Annotated in this window: 14 protein-coding genes; 9 read left to right on the top strand and 5 right to left on the bottom strand. The window is 63.1% G+C overall.

The window, feature by feature from the left end:
• Positions 1-29: 29 nt before the first annotated feature.
• Positions 30-1,199 carry a surface lipoprotein assembly modifier gene (locus JOH52_RS07660; protein ID WP_010970372.1) on the bottom strand — a complete coding sequence of 390 codons (1,170 nt, stop codon included), beginning with the start codon at positions 1,197-1,199 and terminating at the stop codon, positions 30-32.
• Positions 1,196-2,086 (bottom strand): transferrin-binding protein-like solute binding protein, encoded by an 891-nt coding sequence (locus tag JOH52_RS07665; RefSeq protein ID WP_013844898.1) that lies wholly within the window; start codon positions 2,084-2,086, stop codon positions 1,196-1,198. Before JOH52_RS07665 ends, JOH52_RS07660 begins: the two co-directional genes overlap by 4 nt.
• Before the next feature lie 260 nt (positions 2,087-2,346).
• Between JOH52_RS07665 and JOH52_RS07670 the strand changes: the two genes are divergently transcribed.
• Positions 2,347-3,876 carry a bifunctional helix-turn-helix transcriptional regulator/alpha/beta hydrolase gene (locus tag JOH52_RS07670; RefSeq protein ID WP_010970370.1) on the top strand — a complete coding sequence of 510 codons (1,530 nt, stop codon included), beginning with the start codon at positions 2,347-2,349 and terminating at the stop codon, positions 3,874-3,876.
• Positions 3,877-3,956: 80 nt separating this feature from the next.
• Here the strand turns inward: JOH52_RS07670 and fsa are convergent, their stop codons facing one another.
• Positions 3,957-4,610: a fructose-6-phosphate aldolase gene (gene fsa, locus JOH52_RS07675; protein ID WP_003530290.1), complete on the bottom strand. Its 654-nt coding sequence runs from the start codon at positions 4,608-4,610 to the stop codon at positions 3,957-3,959.
• Positions 4,611-4,785: 175 nt separating this feature from the next.
• Between fsa and JOH52_RS07680 the strand changes: the two genes are divergently transcribed.
• The 7 genes from JOH52_RS07680 to JOH52_RS07710 all read left to right on the top strand — a co-directional run bounded on the left by JOH52_RS07680 (position 4,786) and on the right by JOH52_RS07710 (position 12,811).
• Positions 4,786-6,990 (top strand): primosomal protein N', encoded by a 2,205-nt coding sequence (locus JOH52_RS07680; RefSeq protein ID WP_010970369.1) that lies wholly within the window; start codon positions 4,786-4,788, stop codon positions 6,988-6,990.
• A 122-nt stretch (positions 6,991-7,112) separates the two neighbouring features.
• A complete protein-coding gene (locus JOH52_RS07685; protein WP_003530294.1) occupies positions 7,113-7,499 on the top strand; it encodes an AGROH133_08824 family phage infection protein in 387 nt (128 codons plus the stop codon).
• A gap of 238 nt (positions 7,500-7,737) precedes the next feature.
• Complete coding sequence (locus tag JOH52_RS07690) at positions 7,738-8,304, top strand: F0F1 ATP synthase subunit delta (protein WP_010970368.1); 567 nt, start codon at positions 7,738-7,740, stop codon at positions 8,302-8,304.
• A complete protein-coding gene (gene atpA / locus JOH52_RS07695; RefSeq protein WP_003530298.1) occupies positions 8,304-9,833 on the top strand; it encodes a F0F1 ATP synthase subunit alpha in 1,530 nt (509 codons plus the stop codon). Before JOH52_RS07690 ends, atpA begins: the two co-directional genes overlap by 1 nt.
• Before the next feature lie 27 nt (positions 9,834-9,860).
• Positions 9,861-10,745: a F0F1 ATP synthase subunit gamma gene (locus JOH52_RS07700; RefSeq protein ID WP_003530300.1), complete on the top strand. Its 885-nt coding sequence runs from the start codon at positions 9,861-9,863 to the stop codon at positions 10,743-10,745.
• Between the two features lie 24 nt (positions 10,746-10,769).
• Positions 10,770-12,284 (top strand): F0F1 ATP synthase subunit beta, encoded by a 1,515-nt coding sequence (gene atpD / locus JOH52_RS07705; RefSeq protein WP_003530302.1) that lies wholly within the window; start codon positions 10,770-10,772, stop codon positions 12,282-12,284.
• A 122-nt stretch (positions 12,285-12,406) separates the two neighbouring features.
• Entirely contained in the window at positions 12,407-12,811 is a 405-nt protein-coding gene (locus JOH52_RS07710; protein ID WP_003530304.1) for a F0F1 ATP synthase subunit epsilon, read from the top strand.
• A gap of 356 nt (positions 12,812-13,167) precedes the next feature.
• On the opposite strand, the gene JOH52_RS07715 is transcribed toward JOH52_RS07710, so the two are convergent.
• On the bottom strand, positions 13,168-14,271 hold the full coding sequence (locus JOH52_RS07715) for a saccharopine dehydrogenase family protein (protein WP_010970366.1): 1,104 nt from the start codon (positions 14,269-14,271) through the stop codon (positions 13,168-13,170).
• 103 nt (positions 14,272-14,374) lie between these two features.
• Here JOH52_RS07715 and JOH52_RS07720 point away from each other — a divergent pair, with 103 nt between their 5' ends.
• Positions 14,375-14,827 carry an Lrp/AsnC family transcriptional regulator gene (locus tag JOH52_RS07720; RefSeq protein ID WP_107010542.1) on the top strand — a complete coding sequence of 151 codons (453 nt, stop codon included), beginning with the start codon at positions 14,375-14,377 and terminating at the stop codon, positions 14,825-14,827.
• 14 nt (positions 14,828-14,841) lie between these two features.
• On the opposite strand, the gene JOH52_RS07725 is transcribed toward JOH52_RS07720, so the two are convergent.
• On the bottom strand, positions 14,842-15,726 hold the full coding sequence (locus JOH52_RS07725; protein ID WP_010970364.1) for a DUF6030 family protein: 885 nt from the start codon (positions 15,724-15,726) through the stop codon (positions 14,842-14,844).
• Between the last annotated feature and the right edge of the window lie 61 nt (positions 15,727-15,787).

The raw sequence follows: 15,787 nt of genomic DNA on the forward strand, positions 1-15,787 counted from the left end.
ACGCCCCTTCATCCGCCGTGCGGACGCCGTCAGAAAAGCTTGCGCAAATTCACATAGCCGCCAAACTGATCATAATCGTAGATGCCGACATTACTGCTGCGCTTCTCATAGAAGACGCTCACCTCCGGGCGGATACCGTTCCACTCCAGCCGTTCGGCCGACAAGGCTATCTCGGGCCTTACCGTTGCATCTCTACGCCGGTTGCCCCAGAAGGGGCTGTATTCGGCGAAACGCGTTTGCTTCCAGCTCACTTGCGGCGTCAGCTGTATGTCGGCGACACTGAAATTGATGCCGAAATCGACCTTTGTCGAAACATAGCTGTAGTAATCGTTCCGACTGTTGAGCGTTTCTGCCGACAACTTGCCGAACACGGTCGCGTTTGGCTGGAATGTCCAGTCCCCGAAAACATAGGCTCGGCGGAATGGTCCGGAGACGTCGGCCTCTCGCGAAAACATGTATCCGGCCTGGCCGCCAAGCCCGGCACCCGCCGTGTCGGAAAGCCGGAAGCGTTTCCACGATTCGATGGTGGGCAGCACATAGGAGTTCGGCCGGGCGATGCCGGTATCGAGGTTCGCTTGGACGAAGAGGCCGGGCAGGATCGTGATCTGCTTGCCGACTGCAAGCTGAAGATGGCCCGCTCGCAGGTCGTCGTCCTCGAAGAGCCTCGCCGACAGTTGGAGCTTTGTCAGGTAACCGTTCTGCCAGAGTTTCTCGGCGGAAAACCACGGTTCTATCCCGTAGGAAACTTCTTTCCGGGCCGGCGGTTGATACTCCAGCGGAATGCCGTTGAAATAGACCGTGCCGCCCTCGCCAACCTTGGACGGGTTGCTGTCCGTAATGATTCTGGCGCCATAACGGATGCGCAGCACGCGCAGTTCAGCCTGCTCGATAAAGGGAAGAATGTTGCGCCGAACCTTTTGTGGCGTGGCTTTTTCCAGATAGACCTGCCGAAACAATGCAAGCGCACCGGCATTGTCGCCGGTGCGCAGGAGTAACCGCGCCAGTTCGAGTTTGATACGGGGTGCCGCCGTCTCAGTTACAAGGAGGCGGAGGCTTCGTATCGCGCTGTCCGGCCGACCGGCGCCGGCTTCGGCCAGGGCTTGCTTGAACCTGGCGTCGATCTCGGCAGGCGTGGCGGCGACCGAGTTCGTAGCCACGCCTGCGATGAGCATCCCGGCCATGAACCCGATGCGAATCATGGCTGCTTGACGGTGCCGTAGCCGCCAACCATCGTCGCGTTGTTTCCCTTCAAGTCGAAGGTGCCGCCGACTTCTTGAGCGCCCGATCCGTAGAAGCGGCCGTCTACCGTGCCGGACATCGACTGGTCGGCAGTAGCGATGTTGCCGGAGAGACCGCCGGCTGCGATATCGAGCTTGCCGGACATGTCGAGGTTGGCAGCCGTGCCGCCCGCTTCGAGCCTGGTGTTGTTGGTCCTGAACCTGGCCGTATTGTCGCCGAAGTCGACATCCAATGCGGCGTCCGCGCTCATGACGTCATAGCCGACCGTGTCGACGTAGATGCCGCCCGCCGTTCCTTTGAACGTCGCGGTTGAACTGGTGGGAACATCCGCCTTGGCCGTTTCGCTGCCGAGGCTGAAGGCCCCCAAACGGCCGCCCTTTTCGTCGACCCAGCCGCCATAGGTCTGATAGGCGAACCCGTTCTTTTCCGGATCGGCGAAACCGATGCTGCCGCTGTCGTCCTCGGCGCTGGCGATCACAAGCTTTCCGTTTTGGGAATAGGCGAGCTCGGAATTGGTGTGGTCCCAGGTTTTCGTCGTGGTCGCCGTCTTCAAGGTAGTCGAGCTGATGTCGCCACTCGTCGCGTCCCTCGCCAACTCCGCTTCCAAAGGAGCGGAAGCGCCAAACGCGGAGACGGCACCGCTTTTCGTAACGGTGGCTTCCCGGCCGTTTCCTTTTAAAGTCGTGGTCTTGCCCGTTTCGAGCGGAAACTTCGTGAAGTTGGTCGTCCCGCCTGGAACGCCTGAACCGCCTGGACCGCCTGGACCGCCGGAGCCTCCTCCGCAGCCGGCCAGTGCCAGTGACGCTGCCAACAAAACCGAAAATCTGACTGTAACCGAAGAAGTCATTCCAATGCCCCTCAATGTGTTGCCTATTCCTGTAGTATTACCTCCAATAAAGGAGGCCAAACTGCAATAGAGAATGCCCTTTCCGATCGACGCATGCCGAAATTGCACTTTGGTGTTTCTACCGGGCTAATTTGTTCTCTCTGGAGAGAAACTTAGCTATACGGACCTTACGGGCGGGTCCTGTTGAGGCAATCACCCAAATGGGTGAGTGCTTGATTTTGTTGCCGGGCCTATGGGTTGGCAGACACGGGAGGGGCGAAGTGGACGACGCGGCATCGGAAGAACTGACGGAAGCACTGGCGCATGCATTGGGTACGCTGCAGGATGGGCTGACCGGTTCCTTCCTGAAGAGCGTGGGGTCCGGGCGGAGCGATCCGGGCGATCCGGCCGGGGCATGGCAGATCATCGATTGCCAGCTTACCGGCCGCGTTCCGCATCCGCTGAAACAGGCAGACCGGCACAGCGCGCTGTGGCGGGACCTCACCCATGCGCTGAACCGGCAAGGGGAACTGCGCGGCGGGATTCTTCTCGACGATGGCCTGGCGCTGTTCGTGCCCGGCGGCAGCGAACGTCCTGCCCGCCTCATCGTCTTGAGGGATTCAACCCTTTTCGATGCCGCGGGCGAGGTTACCGGTGGCCTGACGCTCTACCCTTCGGAGCAACGCCTCCTGAAGCAACTTGTCTGCGGTTTCAACCTGGCCGCGGCCGCGACTCTCGATGGTGTCAGCCATGAGACGAAGCGCTCGCAGTTCAAGTCTCTCGCCCGCAAGCTTGGCGGCGGTTCGCAGGCGGAGATCGCCGGCAGGGCGCTCTCGCGCGTCTTCCTCGAGATTGCTTCGTTTTCCGGTACGGGCGTATCGCAGGACGACTACTTCGACGATCTGCTGCGGGAGTTCGCGCCCGGAGCGCGGACCTTGCGCCTGCGCAGCCGGGCCGGTCGGAGCCATCGCTTCGTGGAGATAGGGCCGATCGGTGGGCGGCCCGTCGTGATGCTGCATCCCATGGTTCTGCCTGACTTCAGGAACGGGGATCTCGGGGCGCTCGATACCCTCGCCCTGCGCCTGATCGTCCCATTGCGCCATGGCGCGATGTCGCAGGAAACGGTTGCACTGGGAGTCTCCGCTCATCTCGACCACGCCTGTGAGGGGATTGATCTCGCTCGCAGGCATTTCTGCGGCGAGCAGGCAGATATCATGGCCTGCATCAGCGGAACGGCCTATGGATTGGAATATGCCCGCCGTCATCCCGATCGCGTTGCTTCCTTGGCTTTCGTGGGCGCCACCGTGAAGCCGACGACATCGCGTACCACGGCGGGGCGGCTGCGGTCCGGCCTGTTCACTCTCTCGATGAACCAATGGCACGTCTACTCACGGCTCATGGATTTCTATGTGCGGCGCATCCGTCGGCCGGAAACGCTGAAACAGCTGCTCTTAAGCGTTTATCGACCCAATCTGGCCGATGTGGCCATCATCGGTGCCGAATATGGAGCGCCCTTCGGCGGCGAACGGCTGCGCAAGTTCTTCACCTCGTCGGTGCAATCGATCAAGCACGACTTCTATCATCAAGCCTTACCCGACTGGAGCGGTTTCCCGGCACCGGGCTGCCGTACGATCTTTCTTCACGGTGCGCAGGATTTCATACACTCCGCCACTGACGTGCGCGCCCTGGCGCAATCGCTGGGCGGCGTTCCGGTCGTAACGCTGCCCAGTGCCGGGCAGTTGCTCTACCATGACCACTTCGAGGCAGTGATTGGCCTCTATCGCGGATTTCTCGAACATCGGCTGGAATGAGGGCCTTCACGGTCAGCAAACGGGCGAAACGAAAGGGCCCCGCATCGCTGCGAGGCCCCTTCCACTCCATGCCATTAAAGTCAGGCGATCTTCTGGCCGGTCTTGGCCCAATCGGCGAGGAACATTTCGAGGCCCTTGTCGGTCAGCGGGTGCTTGACCAAGGCCTTCAGCGTTGCCGGCGGCGCGGTGACGACGTCGGCGCCGATGAGGGCGGCTTCCTTCACGTGGTTGACCGTGCGCACCGAGGCGGCAAGGATCTCGGTCTCGTAGCCGTAATTGTCGAAGATCTGGCGGATTTCGCGGATCAGGTCCATGCCGTCGACGGCGATATCGTCGAGGCGGCCGATGAAGGGCGAGACGAAGGTCGCGCCGGCCTTGGCGGCGAGCAGCGCCTGGTTTGCCGAGAAGCACAGCGTCACGTTGGTCTGGTGGCCGTCCGAGGTCAGCGCCTTGCAAGCCTTGAGGCCGTCGAGCGTCAGCGGCAGCTTGATGCAGATGTTGTCGGCGATCTTCGAAAGTGCGGCCGCTTCCTTCATCATCGCGCTGTATTCGGTCGCGGTCACTTCGGCCGACACCGGTCCTTCGACGATCGAGCAGATTTCCTTGGTAACCTCGACGATGTCGCGGCCCGCCTTCAGGATCAATGACGGATTGGTGGTGACGCCGTCGAGCAGGCCGAGATCGTTCAGTTCCCGGATGTCCTTCACATCGGCGGTATCAACGAAAAATTTCATCGGAGTCTTCCTTTGGCACTCAGCCGTTTCGGGCGCATCTCCGCAGCAGGAAATTCCATGGCGGATATCGCGCGCGTTGAAACTCGGTTGGAACCGTGACAAACCCTGCTTTCTGCAAGGCAGCGGTTCGCTGCGAGTTTTCTTTAACTGAAAGCGGTGGCAAGGTCACGGCAAAATGACTCTTGATTCAACCGATTTATTCGGCCCCGTACTCGACCGCCGGGTGGTGCCCGTCCTGGTGCCCATGCCGGCGCCGAGGGCCTATTCCTACGCGGTGCCCGACGGCATGGCGGTCGAGCCGGGATCGATCGTGCAGGTGCCGCTCGGCCCCCGTTTCGTCGTCGGCGTCGTCTGGGACGGCGAAGACGACGGCGGCGTCGATCCGAAGAAGCTGAAGCAGATCGAGAAGGTCTTCGACTGCCCGCCGCTCGGCCCGGACATGCGCGCCTTTCTCGATTGGGTGGCCGCCTATACGCTGACGCCGCCTGGCCTCGTCGTCCGGATGGCGCTCCGGGCGCCGACCGCCTTCGATCCGGAGCCGATGGTGGAAGCCCTGCGCCTGACCGAGATGCGGCCGGAACGGATGACTGCGGCGCGCGAGCGCGTCCTCGCCACGGCGAGCGACGGGCTTTCCTGGACCCGCTCGGGGCTTGCCCATGCCGCCGGGGTCTCGTCCAGCGTCATCGACGGCCTGACGTCGCAGGGCGTGTTCGAAACCGTCTTCATGCCGCCGCCGCCCGTCGTCGCCGCGCCGGATCCAGCTTTCGCCGCGCCGCGCCTCGAAGGCCCCCAGAAGCAGGCGGCTGCGGATCTTCTGGCGGCTGTCGAGGAGCGGAAATTCTCGGTATCGCTGATCGACGGCATCACCGGTTCCGGCAAGACGGAGGTCTATTTCGAGGCGATAGCGGCGACGTTGCGCGCCGGCAAGCAGGTCCTGATCCTGCTGCCGGAGATCGCGCTGACCGCAAGCTTCCTCGAACGCTTCCAGGACCGCTTCGGCGCGAAGCCCGCGGAGTGGCACTCCGATCTCGCGCCGCGCATGCGGGAAAAGGTCTGGCGGCAGGTGACGACGGGCCAGGTGCGCGTCGTCGCCGGTGCCCGCTCGGCGCTGTTCCTGCCTTTCGAGGATCTCGGCCTCATCATCGTCGACGAGGAGCACGACCCCGCCTACAAGCAGGAGGACCGTGTCTTCTATAATGCGCGCGATATGGCCGTGGTGCGCGGGCGGATCGGCAACTTTCCGGTCGTGCTCGTCTCCGCCACGCCTTCGGTGGAGAGCCGGGTGAACGGCGAGGTGGGGCGTTACCGGCCGATCCATCTGCCCACCCGCTTCGGCGATGCGGCGCTCCCCGATCTCGGCATAGTCGACATGCGCCGCCATCCGCCGGAACGCGGCGGCTTTCTCTCGCCGGTGCTCGTGAACCAGATCGGCAAGACGATCGGCCGGCGCGAGCAGGCGCTCCTGTTCCTGAACCGGCGCGGCTACGCACCGCTGACGCTCTGCCGCGTATGCGGCCATCGCTTCCAATGCCCGGATTGCTCGAGCTGGCTGGTCGAGCACCGCTTCCGCGGCCAGATCCAGTGCCATCACTGCGGCTACTCTGAACGGACTCCGGAAGCCTGCCCGGAATGCGGCACGCTCGATCATCTCGTTGCCTGCGGCCCCGGGGTCGAGCGCATCGCCGAAGAGGTCGAGCGGCACTTTCCCGACGCGCGCACCATCGTGCTCTCCTCCGATCTGATGGGGGTCAAGCGGCTGCGGCTGGAGCTCGAGGCAATCGCCCGCGGGGAGGCGGACATCGTCATCGGCACGCAACTCGTCGCCAAGGGGCACAACTTCCCGAACATGACCCTGGTCGGCATCGTCGATGCGGATCTGGGTCTTGCCAATGGCGACCCGCGCGCTGCGGAACGGACGTTCCAGCTCCTTTCCCAGGTGACGGGACGTGCCGGACGGACGGGACTCAAAAGCCTCGGCCTTCTGCAGACCTATCAGCCGCAGCATCCGGTCATGCAGGCGATCGTGTCCGGCGATTCCGACGCTTTCTACGAACGCGAGATCCATGAGCGGGAAAGGGCGGTGCTGCCTCCTTTCGGCCGGCTCGCCTCGGTCATCGTTTCGGCCGATACGCGCGGCGATGCCGAGGGCCACGCCCGCGGACTGCGCAATGCCGCGCCGCGCGTCGACGGCATCGCGATCCTCGGACCGGCGGAAGCGCCGCTCGCGCTTATCCGCGGCCGGCATCGCTTCCGGCTTCTCGTCCACGGGCGGCGCAACAGCGACATGCAGTCCTTCGTCCGGGCTATGATCGCCGCCGGCCCCAAGGAGCGCGGATCGGTCAGCGTCCAGCTCGACATCGATCCGCAGAGTTTTTTGTGATCACTGCCGGAACTTCGTCCTTCGACCGATTCACATCCGGAAGGACATAGGCTAGACCTCTTCCACGCACTGCGTCGGATCGGCGCGCGGCGGAGGGTCCACAGCAACGGGCGGGGACGGCGATGGAGTTCTACATACCGACGGAAACCGGGGAGCTGCTGGCCTTTTGTGCGGCCGCGCTCGCGGCGCTGATCGGGCTCGTCATGCTCTTTGCGCCGCGCCTGACCTTTCGTGCCGCCGGGATCGGCATCGCCGAGGGGCGGCGGGGAGGACTGGCGGAGGCCCGCTCCACCATGGGCGGCATGCATCTGGGCCTGGGCCTCGGCGCCATCCTGCTTGCCCAGCCGATGGTCTATCTCGCCGTCGGCGCGGCTTTCGCGCTCGCGGCGTTCGGTCGCATCCTGTCGATCATGAGCGACAACGGCGCGACCCTCTTCAACTGGCTCGCGCTCCTGGTCCAGGCGGCGCTCGCGATCCTGCCGCTCGCCTATGTTTTCGGGCTGATCTGACCGCCGACAAGGGCCTGCGACACTATTTACGGCAAAATTCGGCCGAACCGGCCGGGTAATGCCGCATTCCTGCCGTTGGCGTGTTGCGAGTCCAAACATCCTATGCTAGACGAACCGCGAACTGCGGGGGAAGTGGGTCGACCGGCCTCGATATCCTGCGAGTTATTGCAGCAAATTCAAGATGTTAGGTCGACGGTTCGCCGGTCCTGACATTCCTGGATGATTTTGAGAGAAGCTTGTGCCCGTGGCAGACACATCCCAGCTCATTTCCGGTGTTGCAGAAAGATATGCCTCCTCGCTTTTCGAGCTTGCCCTTGACGCCGGGTCGATCGAAGCGGTCGGTGCCGATCTGACGCGCATCCAGGCGCTGATCGACGGCAGCGACGATCTGAAGCGGCTGATCGTAAGCCCGGTCTTTTCCGCCGACGACCAGTTCAAGGCGATTTCCGCCCTCGTCGAGAAGTTCGGCTTCTCCGGGTTGGTCGGCAACTTCCTGAAGGTCGTCGCGCGCAATCGCCGCCTCTTCGTGCTGCCGGGCATCATCAAGGCGTTCCGTCTGCTCGCTGCCCGCCACAAGGGCGAAATTACCGCCGACGTCACGTCGGCACATGCGCTGACGCTGGCGCAGGAAATCGAATTGAAGGCGGCGCTGAAAGGCGTCACCGGCAAAGACGTGGCGGTAAACGTCACCGTCGACCCGTCTATTCTTGGAGGTCTGATCGTCAAGGTCGGGTCCCGCCAGATTGACACCTCCCTTCGCACCAAACTCTCTACCCTTAAGCTTGCACTGAAAGAGGTCGGCTGATGGATATCCGCGCCGCGGAAATTTCCGCAATTCTTAAAGATCAGATCAAAAATTTCGGCCAGGAAGCGGAAGTTTCCGAAGTCGGCCAGGTGCTTTCCGTCGGTGACGGTATCGCCCGCGTCTACGGCCTCGACAACGTCCAGGCAGGCGAGATGGTCGAATTCCCGGGCGGAATTCGCGGCATGGCGCTGAACCTCGAAGCCGACAATGTCGGTGTGGTTATCTTCGGCTCGGACCGGGACATCAAGGAAGGCGACACGGTCAAGCGGACCGGCGCCATCGTGGACGTTCCCGTAGGTCCGGAGCTGCTCGGCCGCGTCGTGGACGCGCTCGGCAATCCGATCGACGGCAAGGGCCCGATCAATGCCAAGCAGCGCGCCCGCGTCGACGTCAAGGCGCCCGGCATCATTCCGCGCAAGTCGGTTCATGAGCCGATGTCGACCGGCCTCAAGGCCATCGACGCCCTCATCCCGGTCGGCCGCGGTCAGCGCGAGCTCGTCATCGGCGACCGCCAGACCGGCAAGACCGCGATCATTCTCGATACGATCCTCAACCAGAAAGCCATTCACGACAATGGCCCGGAAGGGGATAAGCTCTATTGCGTCTATGTCGCTATCGGCCAGAAGCGCTCGACCGTTGCCCAGTTCGTCAAGGTGCTCGAAGAGCGCGGCGCGCTGCAGTACTCGATCATCGTCGCTGCCACCGCTTCCGACCCGGCGCCGATGCAGTATCTGGCTCCCTTCGCCGGCTGCGCGATGGGCGAATATTTCCGCGACAACGGCAAGCACGCCCTGATCGGCTATGACGACCTTTCCAAGCAGGCCGTCGCCTACCGTCAGATGTCGCTGCTGCTGCGCCGTCCGCCGGGCCGTGAAGCCTATCCGGGGGACGTCTTCTACCTGCATTCGCGCCTCCTGGAACGCGCCGCCAAGCTCTCCGACGAGCGTGGTGCCGGCTCGCTGACGGCTCTGCCGGTCATCGAGACGCAGGGCAACGACGTGTCCGCGTTCATTCCGACCAACGTGATCTCGATCACCGACGGCCAGATCTTCCTTGAAACCGACCTGTTCTACCAGGGTATCCGCCCGGCCGTTAACGTCGGTCTGTCGGTTTCGCGCGTCGGCTCCTCCGCCCAGATCAAGGCGATGAAGCAGGTCGCCGGTTCGATCAAGGGCGAGCTCGCCCAGTACCGCGAAATGGCGGCCTTCGCACAGTTCGGCTCGGACCTCGATGCCGCGACGCAGCGTCTGCTCAACCGCGGTGCCCGCCTGACCGAACTCCTGAAGCAGCCGCAGTTCTCGCCGCTGAAGACGGAAGAGCAGGTCGCGGTCATCTTCGCCGGCGTCAACGGCTATCTCGACAAGCTGCCGGTCAGCGACGTCGGCAAGTTCGAGCACGGTCTCCTTTCCTACCTGCGTTCGGAAGGCAAGGCCGTTCTGGATACCATCCGTACGGAAAAGGCTATCTCGGACGACACCAAGGCCAAGCTGAAGGGCGCAATCGACAGCTTCGCCAAATCCTTCGCCTGAGCGGACCTCAACTAGGACGGACAACGGATGCCTTCACTTAAGGATCTGAAGAACCGGATCGCCTCCGTCAAGGCGACGCAGAAGATCACCAAGGCGATGAAGATGGTCGCCGCGGCGAAACTTCGGCGTGCGCAGGAGGCGGCCGAGGCCGCCCGGCCCTATTCGCAGCGCATGGCTGCCGTTCTCGCCAATATCGCCCAGGCGGTCGGTGCGGACGACAGCGCGCCGCGGCTGATGACGGGAACCGGCAGGGACGACACGCACCTGGTGATCGTGTGCACGGCCGAGCGCGGCCTTTGCGGCGGCTTCAACTCGCAGATCGCCCGCTTCGCCCGCGACCATGTGCGCAAGCTTCTGGCCCAGGGCAAGACGGTCAAGATCATCTGCGTCGGGAAGAAGGGCTTCGATATGCTTCGGCGCGACTTCGCGTCGCTGATCATCGACCGTGTCGACCTGCGTGAGGTCAAGAAGATCGGTTTTGAGAACGCGGACCGGATCGGCCACAAGGTCATCGAGCTCTTCGACAAGGGCGAGTTCGACGTCTGCACCCTGTTCTATTCCGAGTTCAAGTCCGTCATTTCGCAGATCCCGACCGCCCAGCAGCTCATCCCGGCATCGGCCGGCGAAGTGGCCGCTGCCGAAGGCGAGGGCGCATCGGCGATCTACGAATACGAGCCGGAAGCCGGAGCGATCCTGAGCGATCTCATTCCGCGCAATATCTCCGTGCAGATCTTCCGGGCCCTGCTCGAGAACGTCGCGGGTGAAATGGGCGCGAAGATGAGTGCCATGGACAATGCGACGCGCAATGCGGGTGAGATGATCGACAAGCTGACGCTCAGCTACAACCGTCAGCGGCAGGCGCAGATCACCAAGGAACTCATTGAAATCATCTCTGGCGCGGAAGCGCTCTAAGGTTACGAGAAGAGGGTAAGAATTATGGCTAAGGCAGCTACCCCGAAAGAAACCGCAGCGGCGAAGAAGCCGGCTGCTCCGAAGAAGGCAGCTTCCGCCAAGACAGTCGTTGCGGCTACGGGTGCTGTCGGCCGCGTGACGCAGGTCATCGGCGCCGTCGTCGACGTCGCATTCGAAGAAGGCCAGCTCCCGCAGATCCTGAACGCGCTGGAAACCGACAACAACGGCAACCGCCTCGTTCTCGAAGTTGCGCAGCATCTCGGCGAAAACTCCGTCCGCACGATCGCCATGGACTCGACCGAAGGTCTCGTTCGCGGCCAGAAGGTCGCCGACACGGGCGGCCCGATCGCGGTTCCGGTCGGCAAGGAAACGCTCGGCCGCATCATGAACGTCATCGGCGAGCCGGTCGACGAAGCCGGCCCGCTGAAGACTTCCGCCCGCCGCGCCATCCACCAGGAAGCGCCGGCCTATGTGGACCAGTCGACGGAAGCGCAGATTCTCGTCACCGGCATCAAGGTCGTCGACCTGCTCGCTCCCTATGCGAAGGGCGGCAAGATCGGCCTCTTCGGCGGCGCGGGCGTCGGCAAGACCGTGCTGATCATGGAACTGATCAACAACGTCGCCAAGGCGCACGGCGGTTACTCCGTCTTCGCAGGCGTCGGTGAACGGACCCGCGAAGGCAACGACCTCTATCACGAAATGATCGAGTCCGGCGTGAACAAGCATGGCGGCGGCGAAGGTTCCAAGGCCGCGCTCGTCTACGGCCAGATGAACGAGCCGCCGGGCGCCCGCGCACGCGTCGCGCTGACCGGCCTGACGGTCGCCGAACAGTTCCGTGACGAAGGCCAGGACGTTCTCTTCTTCGTCGACAACATCTTCCGCTTCACCCAGGCAGGCTCGGAAGTGTCGGCTCTGCTCGGCCGTATTCCTTCGGCCGTGGGCTATCAGCCGACGCTGGCAACCGACATGGGCCAGATGCAGGAGCGCATCACCACCACGACCAAGGGCTCGATCACCTCGGTTCAGGCGATTTACGTTCCGGCCGACGATTTGACCGACCCGGCACCGGCGACCTCGTTCGCGCACCTCGATGCGACGACGGTTCTGTCGCGCTCGATCGCCGAAAAGGGCATCTACCCGGCCGTGGATCCGCTCGACTCGACCTCGCGCATGCTGGACCCGATGATCGTCGGCGAAGAGCATTACGAAGTGTCGCGCAAGGTGCAGTCGACCCTGCAGCGCTACAAGGCCCTGCAGGACATCATCGCGATCCTGGGCATGGACGAGCTTTCCGAAGAGGACAAGATCGCCGTCGCCCGCGCCCGCAAGATCGAGCGTTTCCTGTCGCAGCCGTTCTTCGTCGCCGAAGTCTTCACCGGCTCGCCGGGCAAGCTGGTTGCGCTCGAAGACACGATCAAGGGCTTCAAGGGCCTCGTCAACGGCGAGTACGACCACCTGCCGGAAGCCGCCTTCTACATGGTCGGTTCCATCGAGGAAGCCGTCGAGAAGGCCAAGAAGCTGGCTGCCGAAGCCGCCTGATCTGCATCAGGAACCGTGGCGCGGAGTTTTCGCGCCACGGCTTTCATCCCGCCGCGGCAAATGATGGCGGAGAACGTGCACAGCCCGCCGACCAGCGGCGCGCTCACCAGAAGTGAATGGTCATGGCCGAAAGTTTCAATTTTGAGCTTGTTTCCCCCGAGCGTCTGCTTGTCTCGGAGAAGGTGACCGAAGTCGTCATTCCGGCGACCGAGGGCGAGATGACCGTGATGGCCAATCACGCGCCGACCATGACGACCATCAAGCCGGGCGTCGTCGCGGTGAAGACGGCTGCCGGCAAGACAGAACGTTACGCCGTCTTCGGCGGCTTTGCCGACATCCTGCCTTCCGGCTGCACGCTTTTGGCCGAATCCGCCGTCCATGTCGACGAGCTGGATCCCACGGTTCTCGAGAACCGCATCGAAGCGGCACGCGCCGAACTCGAAGGCGCCGGCGATGAGAAGAAGACCCGTCTGGAACAATTCATCGCCGAACTTACGAAGCTCGGGGAGATCGTGATCCCGGCCTGAAAGGGACATCCCGATAAGGGATAATGCCTAACGAACCCCGCCTCGAGCGGGGTTTTTCGTCTCCGGATATCGGTCTACTTGCGCTGAATATCCCTCTCTCCGTCCATTGCCGCCCCTCATCCCGCTGCCGCGACCTTCTCCCCGCAGGCGGGGAGAAGGGGCAAGCCGCGAACTCCCAGCCCTATCAGGTTTGCAGCTGCTCGCTTCGACGGAAAGAGAACAGGACGGCGCCGCGAGTCTCCTTCGCCCCGCTTGGGACGAGAAGGTGCCGGCAGGCGGATGAGGGGGCGCTTCAAGCAGGAATGAAAAATGCCCGGACGAGGTCCGGGCATTTCGATAAACAACTGAACTCGGGCTCAGCTCGCCGCGCGTTCCGTCTCGTGCTTCTGGGCGTAGTAGTGGCCGAAGCGGTTGGCGAGGAAGGTGTCGAGCGCGATGTCTTCCTGGCGGACGAAGCCCTTGGTAGGGATCTTGCCTTCCGCGAGCATGTCGAGAACGGCGCAGATGCTGCCGGCGGTGGTGATCTGGATGCCGCTCTGCATGCGTCCTGCAACGACGCCGCTATAGACCTTGTTGGCGTAGGTCTCCTGCACCAGGCGGCCTTCGCGGAAGCCCGAAACGGTAACGAAGATCACGACCACGTCCTGGGTGGTCGTCGGCAGGGCGTTTTCGAGGATGTCCTTCAGCACCTCGCGGCGATGACGCAGGCCGAGGTCGTTCAGGAGCGCCTTGAAGATCGCGGCATGGCCGGGATAACGGATCGTCTTGTAATTGAGCGTCCGAACCTTGCCTTTCAGCGTCTCGCAAAGCGTGCCGAGGCCGCCGGAGGTGTTGAAGGCCTCGTAGGTGACGCCGTCGAGCGAAAACTCCTCGCGCTCTTCCATGGCGGGAACTTCGATCAGCGAACCTTCGACGATCGCCTCGCAGGGCTCGATATATTCGTTGATGACGCCGTCGGTGCTCCAGGTGAGATTGTAGTTCAAAGCATTCGACGGGTATTGCGGCAGGGCGCCGACGCGCATGCGCACGCTTTCGAGCGTATCGAAATGCCGGCTGAGGTCGTTGGCGACGATGGAAATGAAGCCCGGTGCAAGGCCGCACTGCGGAATGAAGGCGGTCCTGGCCTCAGCGGCGATCGCCTTGACCTGCCGGGTCGATTCGACGTCTTCCGTCAGGTCGAGATAGTGGATTTCCGCCTCGGCTGCGGCTTCGGCGATCGCCACCGTCAGATGGAACGGCGCGGCGCTGAGCACGGCGAATTTGCCGGAGAGCAGGGCTACAAGCGCCTTTCTGTCGGCGATGTCGACGACCGCGGTCGAGACGGCGTCGTGCTTCTCGACCTGCTGCAACTGCTCGGCGCTGCGATCGGCGACGCAGACGCGGTAGTCGCCGCTATGGGCCAGCATGCGCGCGATGGTGGAGCCGATCTTGCCGGCACCGATGACGACGATGTCTTTCATTTTGTATCCCCGGGGTATGAGCCTCTTTCACCAGCATTGTCCCGCGGCCGTATATTGATTTGAAGCGTCGATATGGATAAATCGTCGGTCTATATTCGGCATTATGCCGATACAGGTCGACGATATGCATGTGACGGACAAGGACCGCGAACTCCTCGCCATACTGCGCGAGAACGCCCGCATGCCGACGGCGACGATCGCCCGCCGGCTGGGCCTGTCGCGCACCACCGTGCAGGCGCGCATCGAGCGGCTGGAGCGCGAGGGGGTGATAGCGGGCTATGGCGTGCGCCTCTCGGAAAACTATGAGAAGGGCCTCGTGCGCGCGCATGTTCTGATCACGATCGCACCGCGGGCGCTGAGCCGGGTCACGCCCGAGCTCGCCGCCATCCGCGAAATCCGCATGCTGCACTCGGTCAGCGGCAGCTTCGACCTGATCGCGGTCGTCGCTGCGGCTTCGATCAGCGAGCTGGACCTGTTGATCGACCGCATCGGCGAAATCGAGGGTGTCGAAAAGACCCTGTCGTCGATCATCCTTTCGACGCGCATCGACCGCTGATAGTCAGGTTCGCATCAATGGTCCGGGATTGCGCCCCGGCCGGCAGGCTGCCGCGCTGCCGCCTGCGGTTCTGCCCGAGCATCGGGCCGCGCCCAGGCGCTCGGGCCCCGGATAAAGGAAACGCTCGCTCCGTCGCCCGGGATCAGCCATTTTTCGCGGTCGAAATAGAGCTCGGCGATGCTCTTCGGCCGCGCGCGTGCGGCCTGATTGGCAAGGAAGTTGTAGCGGGGCGTGTCCCCCATCTCCCGTTTGAACTGGATACGACTGCCGAAGCGCTTGAGATCGAATTCCTGCAGGGCCTGGATCTTGAGAGTGATGCTTGCGCCCCCCGCCCAGCGGACCTCGCTCAAGAAGACGGATGCCGCCTTCGCAGCAGCGCTGGTGACGACCGGCGTGTCCCCGCTGTGCTCGATATTGAGTTTAACGCGGAAGGAGGTGATCTCCTCCTCGCCACGGCCCTTGACCAGGATGAAGATGGAAGAGCTCGGTTCCTGGCCGGGGCGGGCAAAGGGAACGAGCGATGAGCATTCCCAGCGGCCGCTCTCGGCGGATTTCCATTCGAGGTCGCGGAAGCCGGCCTCCCTCAGTCCCTCGCAAAGTGCCCTCGGGTCGCTGCGGATCTGACGGATGAATTGCTGTTCCGGCGTTGCAAGATCCGCGAAGATGTGGGCGGGCAGGAGTGCCTTTGGCGGTTCGGGCTTTTTACGTGGACCGCGGGCAGCCTCCGGCGGCCGCTCCGTTTGCGGCGGCGTCATCGCGAACCCCAGACCGGCAAGCAGCTGCTTCAGGTGGCGCTGCTCGTTGGCCAGGAGCACGGTCGCGGCGATCGCCGTGAAGATGAGCCCCACGGCGACGAAGAAGAAAGCGATGCCGGAACGGCCTTGCTGTTTCCTCTCCATCTTGCGTCGTTGCTCCGCCACGGAGATCACGGCATTACACCGGACCGCTCCAAACCTTCAG

This window comes from Sinorhizobium meliloti, assembly GCF_017876815.1.
Taxonomy (GTDB): Bacteria; Pseudomonadota; Alphaproteobacteria; order Rhizobiales; family Rhizobiaceae; genus Sinorhizobium; species Sinorhizobium meliloti.

What these genes read in the sequence shown, in the direction of transcription:
- JOH52_RS07660 (WP_010970372.1), bottom strand. Translation starts at nt 1,199, where the DNA reads ATGATTCGCATCGGGTTCATGGCCGGGATGCTCATCGCAGGCGTGGCT.
- JOH52_RS07665 (WP_013844898.1), bottom strand. Translation starts at nt 2,086, where the DNA reads ATGACTTCTTCGGTTACAGTCAGATTTTCGGTTTTGTTGGCAGCGTCA.
- fsa (WP_003530290.1), bottom strand. Translation starts at nt 4,610, where the DNA reads ATGAAATTTTTCGTTGATACCGCCGATGTGAAGGACATCCGGGAACTG.
- JOH52_RS07680 (WP_010970369.1), top strand. Translation starts at nt 4,786, where the DNA reads ATGACTCTTGATTCAACCGATTTATTCGGCCCCGTACTCGACCGCCGG.
- JOH52_RS07685 (WP_003530294.1), top strand. Translation starts at nt 7,113, where the DNA reads ATGGAGTTCTACATACCGACGGAAACCGGGGAGCTGCTGGCCTTTTGT.
- atpA (WP_003530298.1), top strand. Translation starts at nt 8,304, where the DNA reads ATGGATATCCGCGCCGCGGAAATTTCCGCAATTCTTAAAGATCAGATC.
- JOH52_RS07700 (WP_003530300.1), top strand. Translation starts at nt 9,861, where the DNA reads ATGCCTTCACTTAAGGATCTGAAGAACCGGATCGCCTCCGTCAAGGCG.
- atpD (WP_003530302.1), top strand. Translation starts at nt 10,770, where the DNA reads ATGGCTAAGGCAGCTACCCCGAAAGAAACCGCAGCGGCGAAGAAGCCG.
- JOH52_RS07710 (WP_003530304.1), top strand. Translation starts at nt 12,407, where the DNA reads ATGGCCGAAAGTTTCAATTTTGAGCTTGTTTCCCCCGAGCGTCTGCTT.
- JOH52_RS07715 (WP_010970366.1), bottom strand. Translation starts at nt 14,271, where the DNA reads ATGAAAGACATCGTCGTCATCGGTGCCGGCAAGATCGGCTCCACCATC.
- JOH52_RS07720 (WP_107010542.1), top strand. Translation starts at nt 14,375, where the DNA reads ATGCCGATACAGGTCGACGATATGCATGTGACGGACAAGGACCGCGAA.
- JOH52_RS07725 (WP_010970364.1), bottom strand. Translation starts at nt 15,726, where the DNA reads ATGGAGAGGAAACAGCAAGGCCGTTCCGGCATCGCTTTCTTCTTCGTC.